This window comes from Diplocloster hominis (assembly GCF_032380655.1).
Lineage (GTDB): Bacteria > Bacillota > Clostridia > Lachnospirales > Lachnospiraceae > Diplocloster > Diplocloster hominis.
Genome location: NZ_JAWDIY010000023.1, coordinates 1 through 19,644, shown reverse-complemented (window position 1 = coordinate 19,644; position 19,644 = coordinate 1). Strand labels below are relative to the sequence as shown.

Genomic DNA, 19,644 nt, shown 5'->3' with positions numbered 1-19,644 from the left:
TTTGAACCTCCTATTTTGTGTAACCTATTTCAAAAGCTTTTAAATTGACCTGGATGGTTTTCGGGGGAACTGTTTTTTCAATTACCCGGCACCACTGCTCTTTGCTGAAATCCATATGCTGGGCCGCCACCCCGAGTACGATCAGATTAAAAGTCTTGGTATTTCCCAGTTTCCTGGCTTCTGCCATGGCGTCGATCGAATACAGCTTATATTCTTTCTCCAGATTTTCCAGGATATTTTCCGGATATTGCGCGTTTCCGATGACTACGGGCATCGGATCGATCCGCTGGTCATTGACGATCAGCACACCGTCTTTTTTGAGGAAATGAGCGTACCGCATCGCTTCCAGCCGTTCAAAAGAGATCAGCACATCCGCACAGCCCTCTTCCACGATGGGCTCCGAAACCTGGTCCCCGTAGCGTACGAAGGTGACGACACTGCCGCCCCGCTGCGCCATTCCATGTACCTCGGATAATTTTACATCATATCCTGCGTCAATGGCCAGACCTCCCAGGATTCTGCTGGTCAGCAGGGTCCCCTGACCACCGACGCCCACTATCATGATATTTCTTGTCTCCATTATCTTTCACCTGCCTTCTCAATTGCTCCGAATTTACACAGGGATTCACACAGACCACAGCCGGTACACATGGTGTCGTCAATTTTAATGATCCCGTCTTCCCTTCTGGTCATCGCAGGACATCCGGGTTTCATGCACATACCGCATTTCTTGCATTTCTCTTCGTCTACCGCATAATACGGTTTTTTCTCCTTGCTCAACAGAACGCAGGGAGATTTCGTGATAATGACAGAAATTTCATCTTTCGCCGTTTCTTCTTTGATGACTCTCTCCAGCTCGTCGATATCAAAAGCATTGACCACTACCACATTTGGTACGCCGATGGCACGGCAGAGGCCCGGGATATCGATGGCGTAGGTGGGATCTCCCATCAGTGTTTTTCCGGTCGCCGCGTGATCCTGATGCCCGGTCATTCCGGTGGTGGAATTATCCAGGATCATAACCGTACCGCTGGCCTGGTTATAGACCATGTTCATCAGAGAGTTGACGCCGGTATGAAGGAAGGTGGAATCGCCGATCACGGCCACCCAGTCTTTTACATATTCTTTTCCCCTGGCTTTTTCCATACCGTGCAGAGTGGAAATGCTGGCGCCCATGCAGACCGTGGTCTCCACCACGCCCAAAGGCGGCGCGGAACCTAATGTATAGCAGCCGATGTCTCCGGCTCCGTGGATTTTCAGTTTCTTCAGCACATGATAGACACTTCGGTGGGGGCATCCGGGACAGAGGATCGGAGGCCGTACCGGGATCTGTGCGGGATCTTTTAAGCCGAGATCTTGTTTTAAGATCGCTTTGCGCAGCAGGTTTGCACTGTATTCCCCCTGGACGGTGAAGATCTCTTTTCCGATCAGCGGAATTCCCCAGGAACGCATCTGTTCTTCGATGACCGGTTCCAGTTCTTCCACCACATACAAGGTGTCCACTTTGGAGGCAAAATCCTCCAGCAGTTTTCGGGGAAGCGGATTGACGATTCCCAGCTTACAGATCGAAGCTTCCGGGAGTACTTCTTTTACATACTGATAAGCGATTCCACTGGTGATGACGCCGATGCGGGTATCCCCCATTTCCACCCGGTTGACCGGGAAAGAACAGCCGTCTTCTGCCAGCTTTTTATTTCTGGCTTCCACTACCGGATGACGGAATTTCGCGTTGCCCGGCACCATGACATATTTGGCAGGATTCTTCTCGTATCCTTTATCCTCGGGCACCTGGCGGTCGCACAGCTCCACCAGTCCCTGGGAATGGGATAATCTGGTGGTGACTCTAACAATCACCGGAGTGTCATATTTTTCACTGAGCTCATACGCGAATTTCACAAAATCCTTGGCTTCCTGGCTGTCGGAGGGTTCCAGTACCGGCACCTGCGCAGCTCTGGCTACCATACGGGTATCCTGTTCATTCTGTGAGCTGTAGAGTCCCGGATCATCTGCCACTACCATAACCATTCCGCCGTTCACACCGCAGTAGGAGGCCGTATAGAGGGGATCACTGGCCACATTGAGCCCTACGTGCTTCATACAGGCAAGGGAGCGTACGCCGCTGATGGAAGCGCCGATGGCCACTTCCGTCGCCACCTTCTCATTGGGCGCCCATTCGGAATAGACTTCCCCTTTATATTTTGCTATGTATTCACTGATTTCGGTGCTGGGAGTTCCCGGATAAGCGGAGGATACCTTCACTCCCGCCTCATAGGCTCCCCGGGCGATTGCCTCGTTTCCCAGCATAATTTTTGTTTCTGCCATATCTTATAGTCCATCCTTTCTTAGATCTGTAACTCGCTTCGCTTTTCCTTCGAACCGCTGCAGGCTCTGAGGAGCCATCAGCCGGATCGTGGCGTCCAGCCCCAGAATATCCCGCAGGCCCTGGCGGATTCTGGACTCCAGCGTGCTTAACATAGAGTATTTGTCCAGCAGCCGGTCATCCACCAGCTCCACAGAGATGGTCATCACATCCAGATGGTTCTTTCGCTCCACCAGGATCTCATAGTGCGGCCCGATCTCCTCGATCTTTAACAGCACTTCCTCGATCTGACCCGGGAATACATTCACCCCTCTGATTACCAGCATATCATCCGAACGTCCCGACAGATTTTCCATCCGGCAGGTGGTCCTTCCACATTTACACGGCTCATAGAACAGCCTGGAGATGTCTTTCGTCCGATAGCGCACCAGCGGCAGCGCTTCCCGGCCCAGACAGGTGATTACCAGTTCTCCCTTTTCTCCCGCGGGCAGTACCTCGCCTGTATTCGGATCAATGATTTCCGGAATAAACCAGTCTTCATTGATGTGCATGCCGCACAGATATTCACACTCTCCGGAAACCCCCGGCCCGCAAAGTTCACTCATTCCATAGTTCTGCGTACACAGGAAATCTTCTCCCCACATCTTCTTCATCTCGGCGCGCATAGCCTCTGTCATGCCTTCTCCGCCAAACAGGCCGATCTTTAAATTCAGATCCTTAATCGGATCGATCCCGTTTAATTTTGCTACTTCACCAATTCTCAACGCGTAAGACGGAGTCGCCACCAGCAGGGTCGTGCCCATATCCTGCATGAACATCAGCTGCTTCTTCGTATTACCCGTAGAAGTCGGCATCACACAGGCACCTATATTTTCCAGACCCATATGTAATCCAAGCGCCCCGGTGAACATCCCGTAACCAAAGCAGATCTGCGCGGTATCATCACCGGTGGCGCCGCCCAGACAGGCGATCCTGGATACATTATTTGTCCACATATGCAGATCGTTCTTCGTGTAACCGACGATAGTCGGCTTGCCGGTGGTTCCTGAGGATGCATGTACCCGCTGCAGCTGTTTGGCCGGCACCGCGAACATACCGGTGGGATAATTCTCCCGGAAATCGCTCTTGTTGGTAAACGGCAGCTTCTGAAGGTCTTTTAATGTTTTCACATCCTCCGGCTTCACGCCGGCCTCTTCCATTTTCTTGCGATAAGAAGGCACCCGTTCATAGATATAGGACACGGTACTCTGCAGCCTGGCCAGCTGGATCTCTTCTATCTCGGCTCTGGGAAGTGTTTCTTCTTTTGCCCAAATCATGTCATTTCCCCCATTGTTCAATAGTATAAATAGCATTATATCATCTATTTTATAATTTTGCACGTTTTTATTTTAGGACTTTAACGTTTTACAGGGAGAACGTTGGTATGGTTGAGGGGAAGCGGCGATGTTCCGGAAGGGGCGTTTGGTGTTTTACAATGGATTTGTATCCTGCTTAAATTCTCAAGATTTGAAGCAAAAGCGGCGTAACCCTTATAAATACTGGGCTAAGTCAATTTCTGTGTAGTTTGAATTTCTTACTCCATTATACCGACATTCAAGGGCATTAGTCTTGTTAAGGGGCCGGAAGAATGTATTATGATGTTGTTTTAGGATCAGAATTTGGACTGGTATAAAATGCATAAATGTGTCCGTTAAATGTATTTGATTTTTATAGAATATATACTATACTTAAATTAAAGGCATTTAAGGATACTATTTAAGGACTAAGCACTGACTTCTATTCATTCTAAATTATACATCTGTATTTTATACTTAAATCCATTAAATAAAATTTTCAATTAAAACTTATAAAATAATTATTAGCGGTGGACGATTCTCTAGAGGATTTTATAATGAAAAAAAAATGGATAATAATTATTGTGACAATCGTTATACTAGCGATTTCTGTCTGTACTATCATCAACCAGAATAATAACAATAATGAACTAAGTGAGTTGTTAACACTAAAAGAGGCTGCAGAATTGTCTATCTCTGAAGCTAAAAAATGGGCGGATGATGCAACGCTCGTTTATATAACAAGTGTTGACACGTCAGATAGTAATTATGAAAGCGGTAGTGATGGTACTAGAAGGGCATGGACTTGTTTCCTTGAAAGCAAGATAAAAAATTCAAGTTATTTAGTTGGAATATATGATGGTAAAGTGACTAAGTCAGAGGAAGATGGTGGTGAAGGAACCAGCACAAGACCACCCATAGATATTAATAGTATTGTGGATTCTCCAGAAGCTCTCAATATAGCAAAGAAAAAGGGGTTACAGGCGAGTGGGAAAAAACAGGATGAATGGATTAAAGGCTATGATTATATGCTGCGTTATGCGGAACTTAGTAATGATCTTGATACCTCTTATTTGGCTATTTTAGTATATGGAATTTCACCTAATGGTAATTTTGCGCATGTTGTTATTGATGCTACGACAGGGGACATCTTAAATGCTAGCGAAGAAACCAGTTATGATAAAGATGGCCATTCTATATGGGAGGACTTTTAAAACTATTATCAAAGCATTATAGCAAGGGAGGAAATTACAGACGTTCACTTTTCCGCCTACGACATCCGCTTTATCACCAACAACGATATGTGACAGCGCCAGGGGGGATTTTTCTGGTCGATATCAGAAATATCCTTCTGACGTTTTTTGACTACTTGTCGCTCGAAAGTAGACTTTACGGGGACCTTCCATCATTTCTTTAATAGGTGCCGCAATGTTCGAACGGGCGAAGCACCTCATTAAACATCTGAAAAAATGACCGGATCACAGCAAAAGGCAGTGCCTCCTATATCCTGGACATTGTATTTGATAAGACAACAGGGGAGATTGTGGAGGGGAAAGCCCTTGTGTTAGACATAGACAAGATCAAAGAAGAAAAGTACGACGGCTATTGCGATAAATCAAAATTATTTCATGTAAAAATAAACCTCAATAAGCCATACAGATTCAAAGGCTCTAGCCCTTATATTTACTGGGCTAGAGCCTATTTTGCTTCGGAACTTGAGATTTTATAATTTTGCACGTTTTTATTTTAGGACATTAACGTTTTATAGGGAGAACATTGGTATGGATGAGGGGAAGCGGCGATGTTCCGGAAGGGGCATTTGGTGTTTTACAATGGATTTGTATCCTGCTTATGGTTTGATATAAGCATAACCTTCCTGCTGTTTTTGGGCCAGTTCTACCACGCCGGCCGGGACTACCGATGCGAAGGGGCACAGGATGGTATTTGGAGTGGTATATTTTTTGAGCGCGTTGTTACAGGCGGCAAATGTAACTTTCTGTGCATGTAACTCTTCCATCCTTGAATAGAGATTGGCTTCTTCCGCTTCATGCTGGAACAATCCGGTGACGGCTATCCCGTTTGCTACGATTTCAATTTCAAATGTCGTATTGTTTTCCTTTCCATAATTCAGCATATTCATTGCGTTGCCCAAAACTAAATCCCATTTTTCTGTTTCATCAATATGGTATATTACTTTCATAGTTTATCTCCCATCTTTTTTTTATTATTATACTATATTTTACTGATCCTGTAGATAGGTATTGCCATTCCAGTGGTAGAGAACCGGTTCGGATTTTCCTGTCTGCTGGTTATACTGCTTTACCGCGAAGCTGCCGGGGGCAGGCTGGTCCAGTAGTACGGAGGCTTCTTTTTCGTCATGGCGTTCGATATAGCTAAGAAGGGTTAAGCGGCCGTCCGAATCTACGCTGTATAGATTATACTCGTTTCCTCCGCTCCACACCCAGCTGCCCAGAGTAAACTCCGGGTTTCCATCTCCGTTATAGTCGGCGGCCGCAAGGGTTACCGGGCCGTAAAAACACAGTTCCGGCTGGGTCAGCTGTACCGGCATCTGATCCTGGACCCGGCCGTCCTTAAGTGTGCGAAGTTCAAACTGCCCCACATAGTTCTCTCCGTCCCGGAAATAACCGCCGTATATAAAGTCCGGATCGTCCGACCTCCACAGTTTTCCATCCGTCATTACCAGCTCCACATCAATGCTGCTTCCATCGGCAAGAGTCACGGGTGTAATACCCATGGAGAAAGGAAAGGAGAGATTCTGATTCCCGAAGAATCCTTCCGGAAGCTTGGCATCGCCCTCGTAGTTCCACTGAGACAGCCAGTCGTAGGACGCCCGATAGCTGTCTTCATCGATTACCAGATAGGTGTTGCCGTTATTCGTGTACTGATGTCTCACCCCGTCCGTCGTAGTTATATAAAAGCTCATACCTCCGCCGGCCAATGCCTCCGGACTCTTCACATATCGGCCGCGGGAATGATGCAATAGTTCTACAATCTGCGGATATTCTTCCGGTAAATACACGCGGTATTGCTTTTCCTCGTCGGATGGCATAACTACCAGCTCGATTTTGACTATATCTTCGGTTCTCAGGCTTTTTGCCCATTTCATGGAATCCCGGAGGGCCGGACTGAAAATCAAGCCGGCAGATAGGATGACCAGTATCGCTGCCGACACGATGATTCCCCAGAAAGCAGGCCTGTGATAATTCAGCACATTGCGGATACGGCTTTTTATGTCGTTCTCACCGAAAGCGAGAGGGCCCCCGCTTAGGGTTCTGCGGCCGGAAGCCAGTGTTAACAGAGACGAAGCGTATTCCCTGCAGATCTGCTTCCCCATATCGTGCAGTACCCGTTCGTCACAGGATAATTCCATATCTTTTTCCATCAGCAGAAAGGCCGCCCAGACCAGAGGATTAAACCAATGAACACATAGAACCAGATAAGCCAGCGGTTTGATCAGGTAATCCAGCCGCTTGATATGGACCTGTTCGTGGCAAATAATATAACTTTTCTCTGATTCTTCCAATGCGTTTGGTATGTAGATCGCCGGACGAAAAATTCCCATCACAAAAGCCGTCTCCAGATACTCCCCTTCATATATATTTATTTTCCTTTTTCTAAATATCCCCTGTATTTCATCTTTTTTGTACAGATGGGCTGCACTCCTCAGTTTCTTCATCTTTATCAGGGACAGGCTACTGTAAGCCAGCATTCCCGCTATGCCCGTCAGCCATATGACTGCCGCTGCCGTCACGCCCGGCTGTGGTAACGTTTTATTGTCCGCGCGGCCAGATGTCTGCGGTGCCTGTCCGGTATTTACTGCTGCTTCGGGTTCTGTATCTGCAGGCCTTAAGTTTTCCGGATCGACTGTCACCTCCGGAATCGCAGCGTTTCCAGATGGCAGAAAACTGAAGATTCCTTCTATTGTAAATGGACAGACTAAGCGGAACAGTACCGCACACCACAGTATATAGGAAAATATCTTCGGCGCCTTTTTTAACAGCATCCGTACCGCCATGATGACAAGAATCACATAACTGGCGGTTATACTCATGTTTACGATAGTGATAAACAGTTCTTCCATCTTGTTTTCCCCCTTTGGTCCCGAAGCCAGCCGGGCATTGGTCTAATATTAATAGACCATTCTTTTCTTTAAGTCTATCACGAATAGACCATTACTGCAAGCACCAAATAATGTCCGCCAAATATATAAACCTATATAAAATCCACCTGAAGTATAGGCGCGGAACACGGTAACATCGCACATAACTTAGCAGAAAAGAGACCGCCGGTATCAACATCTAAGATGATGTCACTGACCGGCGATCTTTATCTATTCTAAGCTATAATAGTTGAAATACTTTTTAGCAATCACAGTCCCTGGTATCCAGGCAAACTGATTCCGGTTTTGCGAACGGATCGAAACAGGAAGCAGCATTTCTGCATGATTCCATACCAGCCGCATAACCACTTGCATATCCTGCCTTGTAACCATCCTTATAGCCCTGTGCATAACTCTCATCACGAACCGGACCGCAGGGCCGGTTCTCAGGACGGCACGGCGGCATCGGGCGGTTCTCGGGACAGCATCCGGGCATCGGGCGGTTCTCGGGACGGCACGGCGGCATCGGGCGATTCTCGGGACGGCACGGCGGCATCGGGCGGTTCTCGGGACGGCATCCGGGCATCGGGCGGTTCTCGGGACGGCATCCGCAGGACGGCCGATTCTGCGGCCTGCACTCAGGCATCGGGCGAACTTCGTTGCAGACAGGCACCTCTTTGCATACTTTTACCTCTTTACATACCTGCACCTTTTGGCAAGCCGGTGTTTCCCTGCATACCGGTGCCTGATTACATCCGCAGTCAGGACGGACCCCGCTGCATCTATTTTCAACACGCGCTCCGGCACATCCTCTGTCCGGGCGTGGGTTATTACATGTACAGTCGCTTCTCACCTGTTTGCAACCGCAGTCACACCGTGCTTCCTTACAGCCACAGTCAGGCCGCACAGGTACAGAGCCGCATCCTGGGAGGGTTGTTCCTTGATTTCCACACATATCCATACACTCCTTATCAATTATATAATGTATGATATGTGAAAATCCGGATTTGGTGCGCAGCCCTGTAATAATTGAGGTAAAATCGAAATCTTAAATATTAAAATCTTCCGATTTGAAATTACTGTAGTATCTGCCCCTAACCGCTGTAAATTTTAACACACAGTAATCAGGGTCCTTAACTCCGCCCGGGTAATACATCGTATCCCCTTCCTGCCAGATCATTTCCTTGCTTACCTGGTCCTCTAAGATCTCCATCGTACCGATCAGCATGATCCCCCGGAAAAATCTTCTGTCACAGGTATAGACACAGGCCTGGGGGTTTTTTAAAAACTCGCTGACATGTCGGGAAGAGGTGTTCGTTGTTAAATAAAACGTTTTGATTCCCTCTCTCTTTCTCGGCGCATACATAGCCTTAATATTCGGGAATCCTTCCGCATCAACAGAACCAACATACACTACCTTTTGTTTATCCAACAGATTACCGATCGTCTGCTCCGGATTTCTCATCATCTCTTTTCTTCTCCTTTCAGAAATTGTCATTTGTCCAGTGACGCTTGATATACTTCTTTTGAAAATTGTTTCGCTTGGTTCACATCCTGGTCATCCGGATGCGTCGAAGCCCGGTTAAAATTTTCGATACTCTGCTTTATTTTTAGATCTTCCGGGTTTTGTTTCTGAATTTCTTCATAGCGGTGTCTGACGGATATCTGCATCTTTCCCTGGCAAAAAAATGCCCCCATATACCGGTTGTCGTCAGGAATCAACGCTCTGACCCTTTGCTCGATTTGAGCAAAATAGGCAGGGTCCTGTCCAAAACCCGCTGTGGCGAACAAAGCTACTTTTTTGTGGTGTACTCCTCTGAGCAGTTCCGCCATTTCTTCGGGACAGCTGCCCTTGTCAACCCAGAATCCGGCAAAGATAAGGTCGTCCTCATCGATTCGTTCATCTTCAACGGAAAATCCGGCCGGAAGATTCCGTAAAACAGAGGGTACCGGAAGGCCTTCGGCTATCGCCTGAGCCACCTGAGCTGTATTTCCTGTATGGCTGCAATAAATCACTTTTACCTTCATTTGCTTTTCTCCTTTCCTGTTCTCTGATTTCCTGCTTACCCGCTGTATCCTCTTCTATATCTTCTATCGTATCACTTATGTCAATAGCGGCAAACTCTGCAAGGATAAACCAAAACAGGTGAAAAGCCAATCCCCCGCTTTTCACCTGCATTCATTTTTCTATTATACAATTCACTTAATCTGCTGCGCCTCATCGGCTGCCGTCTACATCTGCTCTGCGATCTGCTCCTCCTGCATCCAGAAATTCGGTTCGGCTACCGATATACAGTTCTCAGCGATGCGCTCTCTCAGCCAGTTTATATCGCTGCGCACCACTCTGGCCGGGTGCCCGGCTATGATACTGTTGGAGGAAGTGTACTCTTTGTTCAACAGAGAAGCCGCCCCAACTACGCAGTTATCCGGAACTTTTGTACCTTTCAGGCAGATAACCCGATAGCCGATCCAGACATGCCGGCCTATGATAATGTCTTTGGAAAAATTAAATCTCCTGCCCTGCAGGTCTACAATAGAATGACTGTCCCCGGTACGGAAATGAATCTCACTGGCAAACATACATTCTTCACCGATCTGGATCTTCGTTCCCTCCAATGCTGCCAGATGAGTTCTGCCTTCTATGCTGGTATGATAACCGACTCGTATCTCATTCCCGTCATCTTCCATATAAAACTCCGTCTGATTGGCTGATACACGGTCGCAGATACAGAGAACATTATTGTTACCGATGATGCGGATGGTACAATTCTTTAGAATACACAGGTCCCCAATGATGATCGTATTATTGCGTCCTCGGATATCCAGCTTTACACCTTTCAGATAGGAAGCTCCTATATCCAGCGTATTATTGGTTCCCGCCCTCAAACGATTTCTCCCCGCAACCATATTATACATATGCAGAAATGGTTTGAGCTTTCCGGTGTTCCGTAGTAATAATTCCTTTGCATCCATGGGATACACCCCCCGGTTTTGATGTATTTACCATTTCTATCATAACATATATCTATTTCTTAAACAATATGTCATATTTTGTCAAATTGAACACAGTTCGGCTGTATAATTTAGCCAATTTTTACAATTTTATTTGTTAAACTTTTATTTATAGGCCGATTTTATGAAATTCTCCGACTTCAGCGCTCAATAGCAGTTCCAGCTTTGATTGATCCGTAGCTACCAGTTTGATCCGGTTCTCCCCTTTTTGGATTTTTACGTTTACAGCCTCTATCTCTTCCTGCTGGCTCTGGCTGGTATTTTCCACCAGAGTTGTCAGCGTGCCGTCGGGGCTGATCAGAACCAGTTTCGCGTCTCCTTCGGAAACGGAAAGCTGATAAGAGATATCGATTTCCTCCTCCGATGAGGCATCATAGGTCCACACCGTACCCATACCGCCGAATTCCATAACCCCCTCATAATCCTGACCGTCTATGGTCTGAACATCGTTGTTCAGATTATAGGTGTTGGAAGGACCGGAGATCTTTCCATTGCTGTTATATACGGCATCCACCGAAGAGGAACATGCCGAGCATAACATCGTTACTGCTGCCACCAGACTCACTGCTATTCTTTTCATAGATATTCTCCTTTCCGAAACCGGGTTATGTTATGTATCTTAGACCATTCTTATATTATATCCTGCAGGTTCCCTCATAATACATGCTTTTCCCGCAGGGTCCCTTTCCCGCGGTTCATCAGACGGGGATTCTGCCTCTTTGATCATTTCCCTGTTAAATTCATTATACAAATGACACTTTCGGGATTATAATAAAACAAGTACTACCGTTCCAATCAGGAACGACGTAAGAGGAGGCATTACCCTATGCATAAAATTTATTCAAAGATAACGGATCAAACCGGATTTTTCGAGGGAAAAGATCCTGTGGAGCTGGCCAGGAATTACGGTACGCCGCTCTATGTTTATAATGAAAGAATCCTGCGCAGCCGCTGCCGCCGTCTGAAGAATCTGGTTACGTATCCCGATTTTGTGGTGGATTACTCGGCCAAAGCCAACAGTAACCCCGCTCTGCTGCAGATCATCCGTTCCGAAGGGCTGGAAGCGGATGCCATGTCCCCGGGAGAAATCTATATGGAAAAATTGGCCGGATTTACATCCGATGAGATTTTCTATATATGTAATAACGTGTCTGAGGAGGAAATGCGCTATGCCATAGACGAGGGCGTTACGGTCAGCGTGGATTCCTTAAGCCAGCTGGAACAGTTCGGACAGCTCTGCCCGGGCGGACGGGTGGCGGTCCGGTTTAACCCGGGTGTCGGCGCAGGTCATCACAGCAAAGTGGTCACCGCAGGAAAAAAGACCAAATTCGGCGTGGACCCCTCCTGTGTTCCCCAGGTAAAACAGCTGTTGGATCAGTATCATCTGACACTGGCCGGTATCAATCAGCACATCGGTTCATTATTTATGACCGATCAGGCCTTTTTGGACAGTCTGCCCTCCCTTTTCTCCATCGCCCGGCAGTTTCCGGGGCTATCCTTTATCGATCTGGGGGGCGGTTTCGGTATCCCTTATAAAAAAGGCCAGGGAGAACAACCGCTGGACCTGTCCTCACTGGGTCCAAGGCTTGATCAGGCATTATATGGTTTTGCCAAAGAATACGGCAGTCCCGTCACCTTCCGAATCGAGCCGGGCCGCTATATCAGCGCGGAGTGTTCCGTATTATTAGGCCAGGTACACGCGGTGAAATACAACCATTCCCACAAATATATCGGCTGTGATATCGGCTTTCACATACTGGCCCGGCCGGTTCTCTATGATTCCTACCACGAGGTGGAAATCTACCGGGAAAGCGATGCCCCTTCCACCAGGCTGGAGGAAGTCACGATCGTCGGCAATATCTGTGAGAGCGGGGATATCCTGGCCTCCGGCCGGACGCTGCCGGAGATCTTCCGGCATGACATTCTGGGCGTCCAGGATGCCGGCGCCTATGGTTACACGATGTCTTCCAATTATAACAATCGTCTGCGCCCCGCGGAGATCCTGATCCGGGAATCCGGCCAGGTACAGCTGATCCGTGAGCGGGAGACCCTTGAGGATCTAACGAGGCATGTGCTTTTGCTTGACCTGTAGAAGCATCCGTATATCGCTTGCGAGCATTCCGGCCAACACCAGGAATCCCAGATATCCCATACAGGGATAGATCAGGTTCACCAGTTTGGCAAAAGGCAGGCCTCCTCCAAAAAAAGCGGCCACGGCCAGAATCAGCGCGGTCCACCGGAACGCATTGCTTTTATCATCCGGATAGACCCGGCTGCAGGAGGACCACAGCATCGGTACCGCCGTGGTAAAGATCCCCGCGAACATCATCAGCGTAAATACAGCAGAGGCACCCCGAAACCACTGCCCGGCGATCACCAGAGCGGGTATGTTTCTGCCGCAGACCAGATCGATGGACCCAAGCATTCCAAAGTTCAGAATCATGGCTGCCGCCATAAACGACAGGCTGCTGCCCGCCGCACAGTATCTGCTGGTTTTGTAGTCCGGAAGCTTTTGTCCGATTCCGGTCAGAAACGGGAGGATCGTCATGATATTGAAGCTGGCATAACTAAGGCCTGAGAGCCACCATGTTCCGGCGGCTCTGGTCAAAGTCAACCCGGACATTTTTTCATACATCTGGGGGATGGTTACCGGTTTTTGGATCATACAGGCGATACCCATGCACACGACACAGGCTATGATCACCGGTCCTATTTTCCCGATGATATCCACCAGGCGGTCCAGCCCCAGCAATACCGTGAACAGGGTCAGGCCCAGCATCAGAAAGCGGCCGATCCACACCGGTAATCCGTAATTCTCTTCCAGCAGCGCCCCTGCTCCGGAGAGCATGACTACATAGAGCAGAAAGAGAAATATGGGGGTGAGCCATTCAAAAATACCGCCCAGAATCCTGCCGCAGTATCTTCGGTAGATCTGGTTTGTATTTTCCAGATTCCATATCCTCACATCCCGCAAAACGGTCCGGAATGCCCAAAACAACAGCAGACAGGCCAGCGCACCGGCACCCAGGCTTCCGATCGGCCCGTAGGCGCTGAAAAACTGCAGCACCTCCTGGCCGCTGGCAAATCCGGAGCCGATCAAAAAAGCGATCAGGGCTCCGCTATATTTCATTATCATTTTAAAATAGCTGTTTCTTTTCCTCATACTCCATACTATTCCAGGAGCATATAAGATATTACTGCCTTCGCATGGTCCTTAAGTCCACTCCCTCAGAGCTTAGAATCATGCCCCCTGTCAGCAGAAGCAGAAACCAGGGGAAGAGACGGATAAAGCCTCCTGAGGCAGCCAGGCCGAACAGCGGCGGCAGTATCGTACTTCCGATATAGCCAAAGGCCATCTGTGTTCCCATCATGGTCTGAGAGGCCTCTCTGCCGAAGCGAACCGGAGTCTCGTGAAGCAGTCCGGGGAATACGGGCGCGCAGCCCAGTCCAAATAAGACAAAACCAGGCATCGATGCGGCCGCAGGCAGGGGCAGCAAAAGAAGCAGGCAGCCTGCCAGACAGATTCCCAGTCCCAGGCGCACCAGGCTTCTATTCTTAAACCTGACCGCCAAAAAACCGCACAGGAATCTGCCCAGGGTGATCCCCATATAGAACAGGGATATCCAGCGGGCTGCCGTATCAGCGGAGATTCCCTTCACTTTTACCAGATAGCTGCTGCCCCACAGACCGGCAGTCAGTTCCGCCCCGCAATAACAGAAAAAAGCCAGCCAGGCCAGAACCGCTCCGGGCAGCTTCAAAACCCGGATCTTTTCTCCTGCGGGCTTCTCCCTCTCTTCGTCCCTATCTTTGTTTTCAAAGTTTTTCCACAGAAACAGCGTCCCCAAAAGAACAAGGACCAGAACAAACTGTATTCCTGAGATCGTCCGGTATCCTCTTCTCCATCCTCCCTCTTCCTGCAAAAACAAGGAAATGATCATGGGGCCGGACATAGCCCCCAATCCCCAGAAACAGTGGAGCCAGTTCATATGGCTAACCTTATAGTGCAGAGCCACGAAATTATTGAGCGCCGCGTCCACCGCTCCCGCGCCCAGGCCCAGCGGGACCGCCGGGATACATAACCACAGAAACGAAGGCGCCAGCGAAAATCCCAAAAGCGCCGCCGCTGTCATCAAAACGCTGACAAATGTAACCATACCGGTTCCAAATCTGCGGATACAGGTTCCGCTTAAAAAGCTGGACAGGATCGTCCCTCCAGTGATAATCATGGAAAGCATTCCTGCACCGGAAAGAGGGACCTGCAGCTCCTGGTTCATCACCGGCCAGGCCGATCCCAGCAGCGAGTCCGGCAGCCCCAGGCTGATAAACGCCAGATATATAATAATCAGTAAAATCGTTGCCATAGATACTCCTTATTGATGGTTTCTTTCAGTCCACAGGTTGGAAATAAGTATCGATTCCATCCGCTATTCCCGCTGCTATGTCCTGTTGGTACTCCTCCGCGGCCATCTTCTGATCTTCTTCCGGATTCGTCATAAATCCCATCTCCACGATGGTGACCGGTATCCGGCACCAGTTGATTCCGCTCATAGTATCTGTCTTGGATACCCCTCTGTTTTTCGCTCCGGTGGCCTCACACATCTGATCCAGCACATTTTCTGATAGCCTCAGGCTGTCTTCATACAGATCACTGACGTAGGGATTCGCGCTGGTGGGACACATGGTCAGCGCGCCGTGTACACTGGAATCTTCCGACCCGTTGGCATGTATCCGGATGAAGATCTCCGCCCCCGATTCGTTGGCCAGATCCGCCCGCTCCTTATTGCTCAGGTTCACATCATTGGTATCCCGGATCATCACGGTCTGGTATCCCCTGTTCTCCAGTTCATCTCTGAGCTTACGGGATACCTGGAGGGTCAGCTCATATTCTTTCAGGCCCGTGGCCGCGCCGGATGTGCCGGCCGCCACCTTGGGTTTGGTCTGGGAGGCCCCGGGGCCGATGGGCTCCTGCTCATTATTTCCCTTCGCCTGGTGTCCCGCATCAATCGCTACGATATGACCGTTTGAAGTGTCCTTGTCCGCAGCCGGTACATCCGCCGTCCGGGCATCGTCTGCGCCGTCATCTGCGGGTTCTGCTGACTCTGCCGGTGCGGCATCCGGCGTCGATGCCGGCGCTGCAGGCGCTATCGATGGCTCAGCCGGCAGATTGGTCTCCAGCTCCCTTTCCGGGGTCTGCACAGGAGCCTGCAAATCGGCGGCCGGCTCTTTTTTGGAACAGCCTGCGATGGCCGCTGCTGTTATGATCAGTATAAGCAGAAGCCTTACGCTTCGCTGTAATGTTTTCATATTATTGTTTCATCCTTTCTGCAAAAGACCAATGGGGACATGTCCATTTCAGCCGGGGACATGTCCATTTCAACCCAGTTCCATTTGGACATGTCCCAAACCGTTATGGACATGTCCCAAACCGAAATGGACATGTCCCCAATCGCATTATTTTAGCAGGCGATACCGGTTGAGACACTGGTAGAATTCCTGGGGGCGCGGAAGGACTGCGTGGCCGGCCGGATAATTGGGCGGAACAATGGATAGAATACCATTTTTTTCAATCAGGCTGTAAAGGTGCTCCACAACCTGCCGGACTGTGCGGTTTCCGCCCAGAAGCTGTTGTACCGCGATCCGCATCATGTAACCTAAAGAAACGGCCTGACCATTGTCGGTGAGCTGTTCCAGATAACGCAGATCTATGGTCTCGTGATTGATCATCACATAGTCCCGGCCGCCTGTCTTGATCTTGATATCGTCTCTGCGCCCCCTTGCGTCCCTCTGCTGCTGCCCGTTACTGCCGGCTCTTAGACGGCGTTCAAATAGCAGCTGCGGGAAAGGCTCATCGTGCTGCCGTACGAGGGCGTTTTCGAGACCGCACAGTTCTTTCGCCCTGGCTGTCACGTCCTTTACCCGGTAATGATCCAGTTGGAGCACCGTGTCCGCCACGGCCAGGTAGTCGCCGGAGCTGCCGATCACGATCACCGTGGATATTCCCGCATCCTCATATAAGCTTCGGATCCGCCGGATAAACGGGGTGATCGGTTCCTTGTCGTCCGTGACCAGTTTTGCCATCAGCGAGTCCCGGATCATGAAATTGGTTGCGGAAGTGTCTTCATCGATCAGCAGGGTTTTGGCACCCGCCTCGATTCCCTCTATGACATTGGCCGCCTGGGAAGTGCTTCCGCTGGCATTTTCCGTAATGAAATCCTCGGTATTCTGTCCCCCCGGCAGATGACTGATAAATGGAGAGATATTGCAGTGATGAATACACCTGCCATCCTCCGCCCGTATCTTAAGCGCTGTGATATCAGTGACTACATATTCCCGGCCGTCTCCCGGAATATGCGGATAGACACCGGCTTCCAGAGCTCTTAACAGCGTAGACTTCCCATGGTATCCTCCACCGGTAATTACGGTAATTCCCCGCGGAATCCCCATTCCCTGAATCCTGCCATGGTATGGGAGGTTCATTTCCACCCGCAGGCTTTCCGGAGAGGCAAAGGGGATTCCCTCCTTCATGGGAAGATCGGAAACTCCGCTTAGCCGGGGTAATATGGAACCATCCGCCACAAAGGCTACCAGATTCTTCTTCTGCAGCTCTTTGGCAATGGCCTGCTGATCGACCGACAGTTCCATCCTGCGTTCTAACTCCTCCCGGCGCAGACGGGCGTAATAAAATGTTCTTCCGGCTATCTGGGGCAGCAGCCCGAACACTATTTTCTCCATTTCATCCGATAAAATCGTGCGTCCCCTGGCCGGAAGTCCAACTTCGATCCGTGCCTCTAACTTCTCACCAATCGTCACCGCCGTGCGCTCCAGCATCTCCTGACCCGGACGGCAGGTGGTGATGGCCCCGCTTTTTCCAGACCCCATTCCCTTTTGCTCCGCGGCACGGATATTGCGGTTCAGCAGCCGCAGCAGATAGTCCTCCAACGCAGTTTTTTTGCATTTCTCATCATACAGCCGGGCTGGAAACTGATGATACTTCTGTTCCACCACAAACCTCACCCTGGAAGGACTGGCGAAGGGGTCCCCCTGTACGTGGTCTATAAAAAGCTGATATTCGCCGAAATCATAGCCGCCCGCCAGATCCTTATAAAATCCATAGCTCTTATGATCGATCCGTTTTAATATCTGTCTCAATTCATCTGATGATTTTAACATTGACATATCCGTTTCCAGCTCCTTTATCTGTCATATCCTCTGTACTTTAATCCTTTGTACAATACAGTACCACACTCCAGCAAAATTGCAAAGATCACAATCAGCAAAAAGAAATTCGTCATCAGATTCCAGATCAGGGCTCCAAGGTCCGGATTCATTCCCGGGAAAGCCTCCTGAAGCTGAGGAATAAACTGTGGATTCCAGATCTTAAACTGGGTAAAAATAAATATACTGAGCAGCAGGGATATTCCGTTCCCGATCAGGACCACGACCGCGAGACGCATGGTATATCTGCCTTCAACCAGCTTGACTATCTCTGCGACAGCCGAACAGGCAAACCAGATACAAAACAGCGGCAGAGCCCTCTGCAGGACACTGAGCTGAAAAATAGGTACCATGGTGAAAACACCGTCTCTGTACACGGTAGCTCCGATAATCTGCGGTATGAACACCATGATCACAAAAAGTATCATCAAAAAGACCAGACTGACAATCGGCTCTCCCTTGGAAATCCTGGCATTTTTCTCCGGTACCGGCGGCAGGAAATCCATTCCCTCCTGAAAACTAAAAATATCCCCCGGAACCCCGACCCGCTCCATGACGGCAAAGATCAGGGTAACCATAGCAAAGGCGGTTACAGCGCTGCCAAAGAACGCCTCCAGCATCTCCCAGACCGCCATAAACCACAACTGCCCGGTTCCTGCAAATTCAATATCCAGACCGGAGGTCATCCGGCTGATCAATACCGCTGCCGGCCCGGCGATCACCGCAATCAATAACACAATCTTCAGAATCCAGATATATCTCGGATACAACTCAGGCCCGATCAGGTAACGCTTCTTTTCTCCGTATTTGGCCGCCAGTTCTGATGGGGTACCCAGCTCTATCAGCACGATTTCCACATCTTTCTTTTCCAAAGTCCTGTCCCGGGTCCGTTCCTCGATCATATCCCAGATCAAAGTGCGAAGTTCCTTTAAAATATCTTCCTTATTCCTGCCAGGCAGGAATCGGGCCACCTGATAAATATAGCGTTCTATCATGTCCTCCGTATATTTTCTGATATCCATTTAACAATCCTCCCCATTGACCAGCACGTTCAAATAGCTCTGCATATTTTTCCAGTAGGTTTTCAGTTCCTCAAAAATCTCTTTTCCAAAATCAGTTAACACATAGTATTTTCTGGGCTTCGCTCCCTGTGTCTCCCATTCACTTCTTAAAATCTCCTGTTTTTCCAGTCTGCGCAGCAGAGGGTATAAAGTATTCGCTTCCACGCCAAACTCATTCTGTTTCAATTCCTGAATCAGGGAGTACCCGTACTTCGGCGACTGCAGCCTGCTCAAAACACTCAAAACAACAGTACCTCTGCGCATCTCCACCGCAAATCCGTTCAGAATTTCCTGCCGTTCATTCATATGCTCTCTCCTATCAGATTAATTTCCCTGGGATCAAATTCTTCTTAAGATAAATTATTGTTAAATTGATTATACTGTTTGTCATACAGTATTGTCAATAGAATATTATAGTTGTTTACAAGATACTGTTACGATTCACGGCCAATTTTGGTAAATGGGGATTTTGAGAGGGGACTGGCACTTTTCGGTAGGAAAGCTAAATTTTCAAGTAACTGCGTAGAGAAAAGGGCCTGTCCCCGGATGTTGACTGGAATGGTCCATCCTTCTCGGGAAGCA

18 protein-coding genes are annotated in these 19,644 nt (G+C 49.0%); 2 read left to right on the top strand and 16 right to left on the bottom strand.

The window, feature by feature from the left end; translation table 11 throughout:
• Window positions 1–10: 10 nt before the first annotated feature.
• The 3 genes from ABC831_RS18675 to ABC831_RS18665 are packed head-to-tail and all read right to left on the bottom strand — an operon-like array spanning window position 11 to window position 3,636.
• A complete protein-coding gene (locus tag ABC831_RS18675) occupies window positions 11–580 on the bottom strand; it encodes an indolepyruvate oxidoreductase subunit beta (protein WP_343249591.1) in 570 nt (189 codons plus the stop codon).
• Window positions 580–2,322, bottom strand: coding sequence for an indolepyruvate ferredoxin oxidoreductase subunit alpha (iorA, locus tag ABC831_RS18670; RefSeq protein ID WP_343249590.1), 1,743 nt, complete (start codon window positions 2,320–2,322; stop codon window positions 580–582). The genes ABC831_RS18675 and iorA overlap by 1 nt, the downstream gene beginning before the upstream one ends.
• 3 nt (window positions 2,323–2,325) lie before the next feature.
• A complete protein-coding gene (locus ABC831_RS18665; protein ID WP_343249589.1) occupies window positions 2,326–3,636 on the bottom strand; it encodes a phenylacetate--CoA ligase family protein in 1,311 nt (436 codons plus the stop codon).
• 575 nt (window positions 3,637–4,211) lie between these two features.
• On the opposite strand from ABC831_RS18665, the gene ABC831_RS18660 reads away from it, so the two are divergent.
• Window positions 4,212–4,868 (top strand): PepSY domain-containing protein, encoded by a 657-nt coding sequence (locus ABC831_RS18660; RefSeq protein WP_343249588.1) that lies wholly within the window; start codon window positions 4,212–4,214, stop codon window positions 4,866–4,868.
• Window positions 4,869–5,503: 635 nt separating this feature from the next.
• Here the strand turns inward: ABC831_RS18660 and ABC831_RS18655 are convergent.
• From ABC831_RS18655 to ABC831_RS18625, 7 genes are all read right to left on the bottom strand, one after another.
• On the bottom strand, window positions 5,504–5,854 hold the full coding sequence (locus ABC831_RS18655; RefSeq protein ID WP_343249587.1) for a DsrE family protein: 351 nt from the start codon (window positions 5,852–5,854) through the stop codon (window positions 5,504–5,506).
• 39 nt (window positions 5,855–5,893) lie between these two features.
• Window positions 5,894–7,756, bottom strand: a complete 1,863-nt coding sequence (locus ABC831_RS18650) for a M56 family metallopeptidase (RefSeq protein WP_343249586.1) — start codon at window positions 7,754–7,756, stop codon at window positions 5,894–5,896.
• A 280-nt stretch (window positions 7,757–8,036) separates the two neighbouring features.
• On the bottom strand, window positions 8,037–8,483 hold the full coding sequence (locus ABC831_RS18645; protein WP_343249585.1) for a hypothetical protein: 447 nt from the start codon (window positions 8,481–8,483) through the stop codon (window positions 8,037–8,039).
• 339 nt (window positions 8,484–8,822) lie between these two features.
• Window positions 8,823–9,239, bottom strand: coding sequence for a pyridoxamine 5'-phosphate oxidase family protein (locus ABC831_RS18640; protein ID WP_343249636.1), 417 nt, complete (start codon window positions 9,237–9,239; stop codon window positions 8,823–8,825).
• Between the two features lie 29 nt (window positions 9,240–9,268).
• Window positions 9,269–9,802: a flavodoxin family protein BilS gene (bilS, locus tag ABC831_RS18635; protein ID WP_343249584.1), complete on the bottom strand. Its 534-nt coding sequence runs from the start codon at window positions 9,800–9,802 to the stop codon at window positions 9,269–9,271.
• A 204-nt stretch (window positions 9,803–10,006) separates the two neighbouring features.
• Entirely contained in the window at window positions 10,007–10,747 is a 741-nt protein-coding gene (locus ABC831_RS18630) for an acyltransferase (RefSeq protein WP_343249583.1), read from the bottom strand.
• 148 nt (window positions 10,748–10,895) lie between these two features.
• A complete protein-coding gene (locus ABC831_RS18625) occupies window positions 10,896–11,366 on the bottom strand; it encodes a hypothetical protein (RefSeq protein ID WP_343249582.1) in 471 nt (156 codons plus the stop codon).
• A 246-nt stretch (window positions 11,367–11,612) separates the two neighbouring features.
• Here ABC831_RS18625 and lysA point away from each other — a divergent pair, with 246 nt between their 5' ends.
• The gene (gene lysA, locus ABC831_RS18620) at window positions 11,613–12,878 is read left to right on the top strand and encodes a diaminopimelate decarboxylase (protein WP_343249581.1); all 1,266 of its coding nucleotides are present in this window, start codon (window positions 11,613–11,615) and stop codon (window positions 12,876–12,878) included.
• On the opposite strand, the gene ABC831_RS18615 is transcribed toward lysA, so the two are convergent.
• The 6 genes from ABC831_RS18615 to ABC831_RS18590 all read right to left on the bottom strand — a co-directional run bounded on the left by ABC831_RS18615 (window position 12,846) and on the right by ABC831_RS18590 (window position 19,368).
• Window positions 12,846–13,922 (bottom strand): YkvI family membrane protein, encoded by a 1,077-nt coding sequence (locus ABC831_RS18615; protein WP_343249580.1) that lies wholly within the window; start codon window positions 13,920–13,922, stop codon window positions 12,846–12,848. The two genes, lysA and ABC831_RS18615, sit on opposite strands and share 33 nt — an antisense overlap.
• A 58-nt stretch (window positions 13,923–13,980) precedes the next feature.
• Window positions 13,981–15,147: an MFS transporter gene (locus ABC831_RS18610; protein WP_343249579.1), complete on the bottom strand. Its 1,167-nt coding sequence runs from the start codon at window positions 15,145–15,147 to the stop codon at window positions 13,981–13,983.
• A 25-nt stretch (window positions 15,148–15,172) separates the two neighbouring features.
• Window positions 15,173–16,090, bottom strand: coding sequence for an N-acetylmuramoyl-L-alanine amidase family protein (locus ABC831_RS18605; protein ID WP_343249578.1), 918 nt, complete (start codon window positions 16,088–16,090; stop codon window positions 15,173–15,175).
• Window positions 16,091–16,237: 147 nt separating this feature from the next.
• Window positions 16,238–17,935, bottom strand: a complete 1,698-nt coding sequence (locus ABC831_RS18600) for an ABC-ATPase domain-containing protein (RefSeq protein ID WP_343249577.1) — start codon at window positions 17,933–17,935, stop codon at window positions 16,238–16,240.
• A gap of 44 nt (window positions 17,936–17,979) precedes the next feature.
• Window positions 17,980–19,023, bottom strand: a complete 1,044-nt coding sequence (locus tag ABC831_RS18595; protein WP_343249576.1) for an HAAS signaling domain-containing protein — start codon at window positions 19,021–19,023, stop codon at window positions 17,980–17,982.
• Window positions 19,024–19,368 (bottom strand): PadR family transcriptional regulator, encoded by a 345-nt coding sequence (locus ABC831_RS18590; RefSeq protein ID WP_343249575.1) that lies wholly within the window; start codon window positions 19,366–19,368, stop codon window positions 19,024–19,026.
• Between the last annotated feature and the right edge of the window lie 276 nt (window positions 19,369–19,644).

Coding starts and splice junctions, on each gene's coding strand:
- ABC831_RS18630 (WP_343249583.1), bottom strand. CDS start 10,747: ATGGATGCAAAGGAATTATTACTACGGAACACCGGAAAGCTCAAACCA.
- iorA (WP_343249590.1), bottom strand. CDS start 2,322: ATGGCAGAAACAAAAATTATGCTGGGAAACGAGGCAATCGCCCGGGGA.
- bilS (WP_343249584.1), bottom strand. CDS start 9,802: ATGAAGGTAAAAGTGATTTATTGCAGCCATACAGGAAATACAGCTCAG.
- lysA (WP_343249581.1), top strand. CDS start 11,613: ATGCATAAAATTTATTCAAAGATAACGGATCAAACCGGATTTTTCGAG.
- ABC831_RS18640 (WP_343249636.1), bottom strand. CDS start 9,239: ATGAGAAATCCGGAGCAGACGATCGGTAATCTGTTGGATAAACAAAAG.
- ABC831_RS18595 (WP_343249576.1), bottom strand. CDS start 19,023: ATGGATATCAGAAAATATACGGAGGACATGATAGAACGCTATATTTAT.
- ABC831_RS18625 (WP_343249582.1), bottom strand. CDS start 11,366: ATGAAAAGAATAGCAGTGAGTCTGGTGGCAGCAGTAACGATGTTATGC.
- ABC831_RS18660 (WP_343249588.1), top strand. CDS start 4,212: ATGAAAAAAAAATGGATAATAATTATTGTGACAATCGTTATACTAGCG.
- ABC831_RS18610 (WP_343249579.1), bottom strand. CDS start 15,147: ATGGCAACGATTTTACTGATTATTATATATCTGGCGTTTATCAGCCTG.
- ABC831_RS18675 (WP_343249591.1), bottom strand. CDS start 580: ATGGAGACAAGAAATATCATGATAGTGGGCGTCGGTGGTCAGGGGACC.
- ABC831_RS18615 (WP_343249580.1), bottom strand. CDS start 13,922: ATGATAATGAAATATAGCGGAGCCCTGATCGCTTTTTTGATCGGCTCC.
- ABC831_RS18605 (WP_343249578.1), bottom strand. CDS start 16,090: ATGAAAACATTACAGCGAAGCGTAAGGCTTCTGCTTATACTGATCATA.
- ABC831_RS18590 (WP_343249575.1), bottom strand. CDS start 19,368: ATGAATGAACGGCAGGAAATTCTGAACGGATTTGCGGTGGAGATGCGC.
- ABC831_RS18655 (WP_343249587.1), bottom strand. CDS start 5,854: ATGAAAGTAATATACCATATTGATGAAACAGAAAAATGGGATTTAGTT.
- ABC831_RS18650 (WP_343249586.1), bottom strand. CDS start 7,756: ATGGAAGAACTGTTTATCACTATCGTAAACATGAGTATAACCGCCAGT.
- ABC831_RS18665 (WP_343249589.1), bottom strand. CDS start 3,636: ATGATTTGGGCAAAAGAAGAAACACTTCCCAGAGCCGAGATAGAAGAG.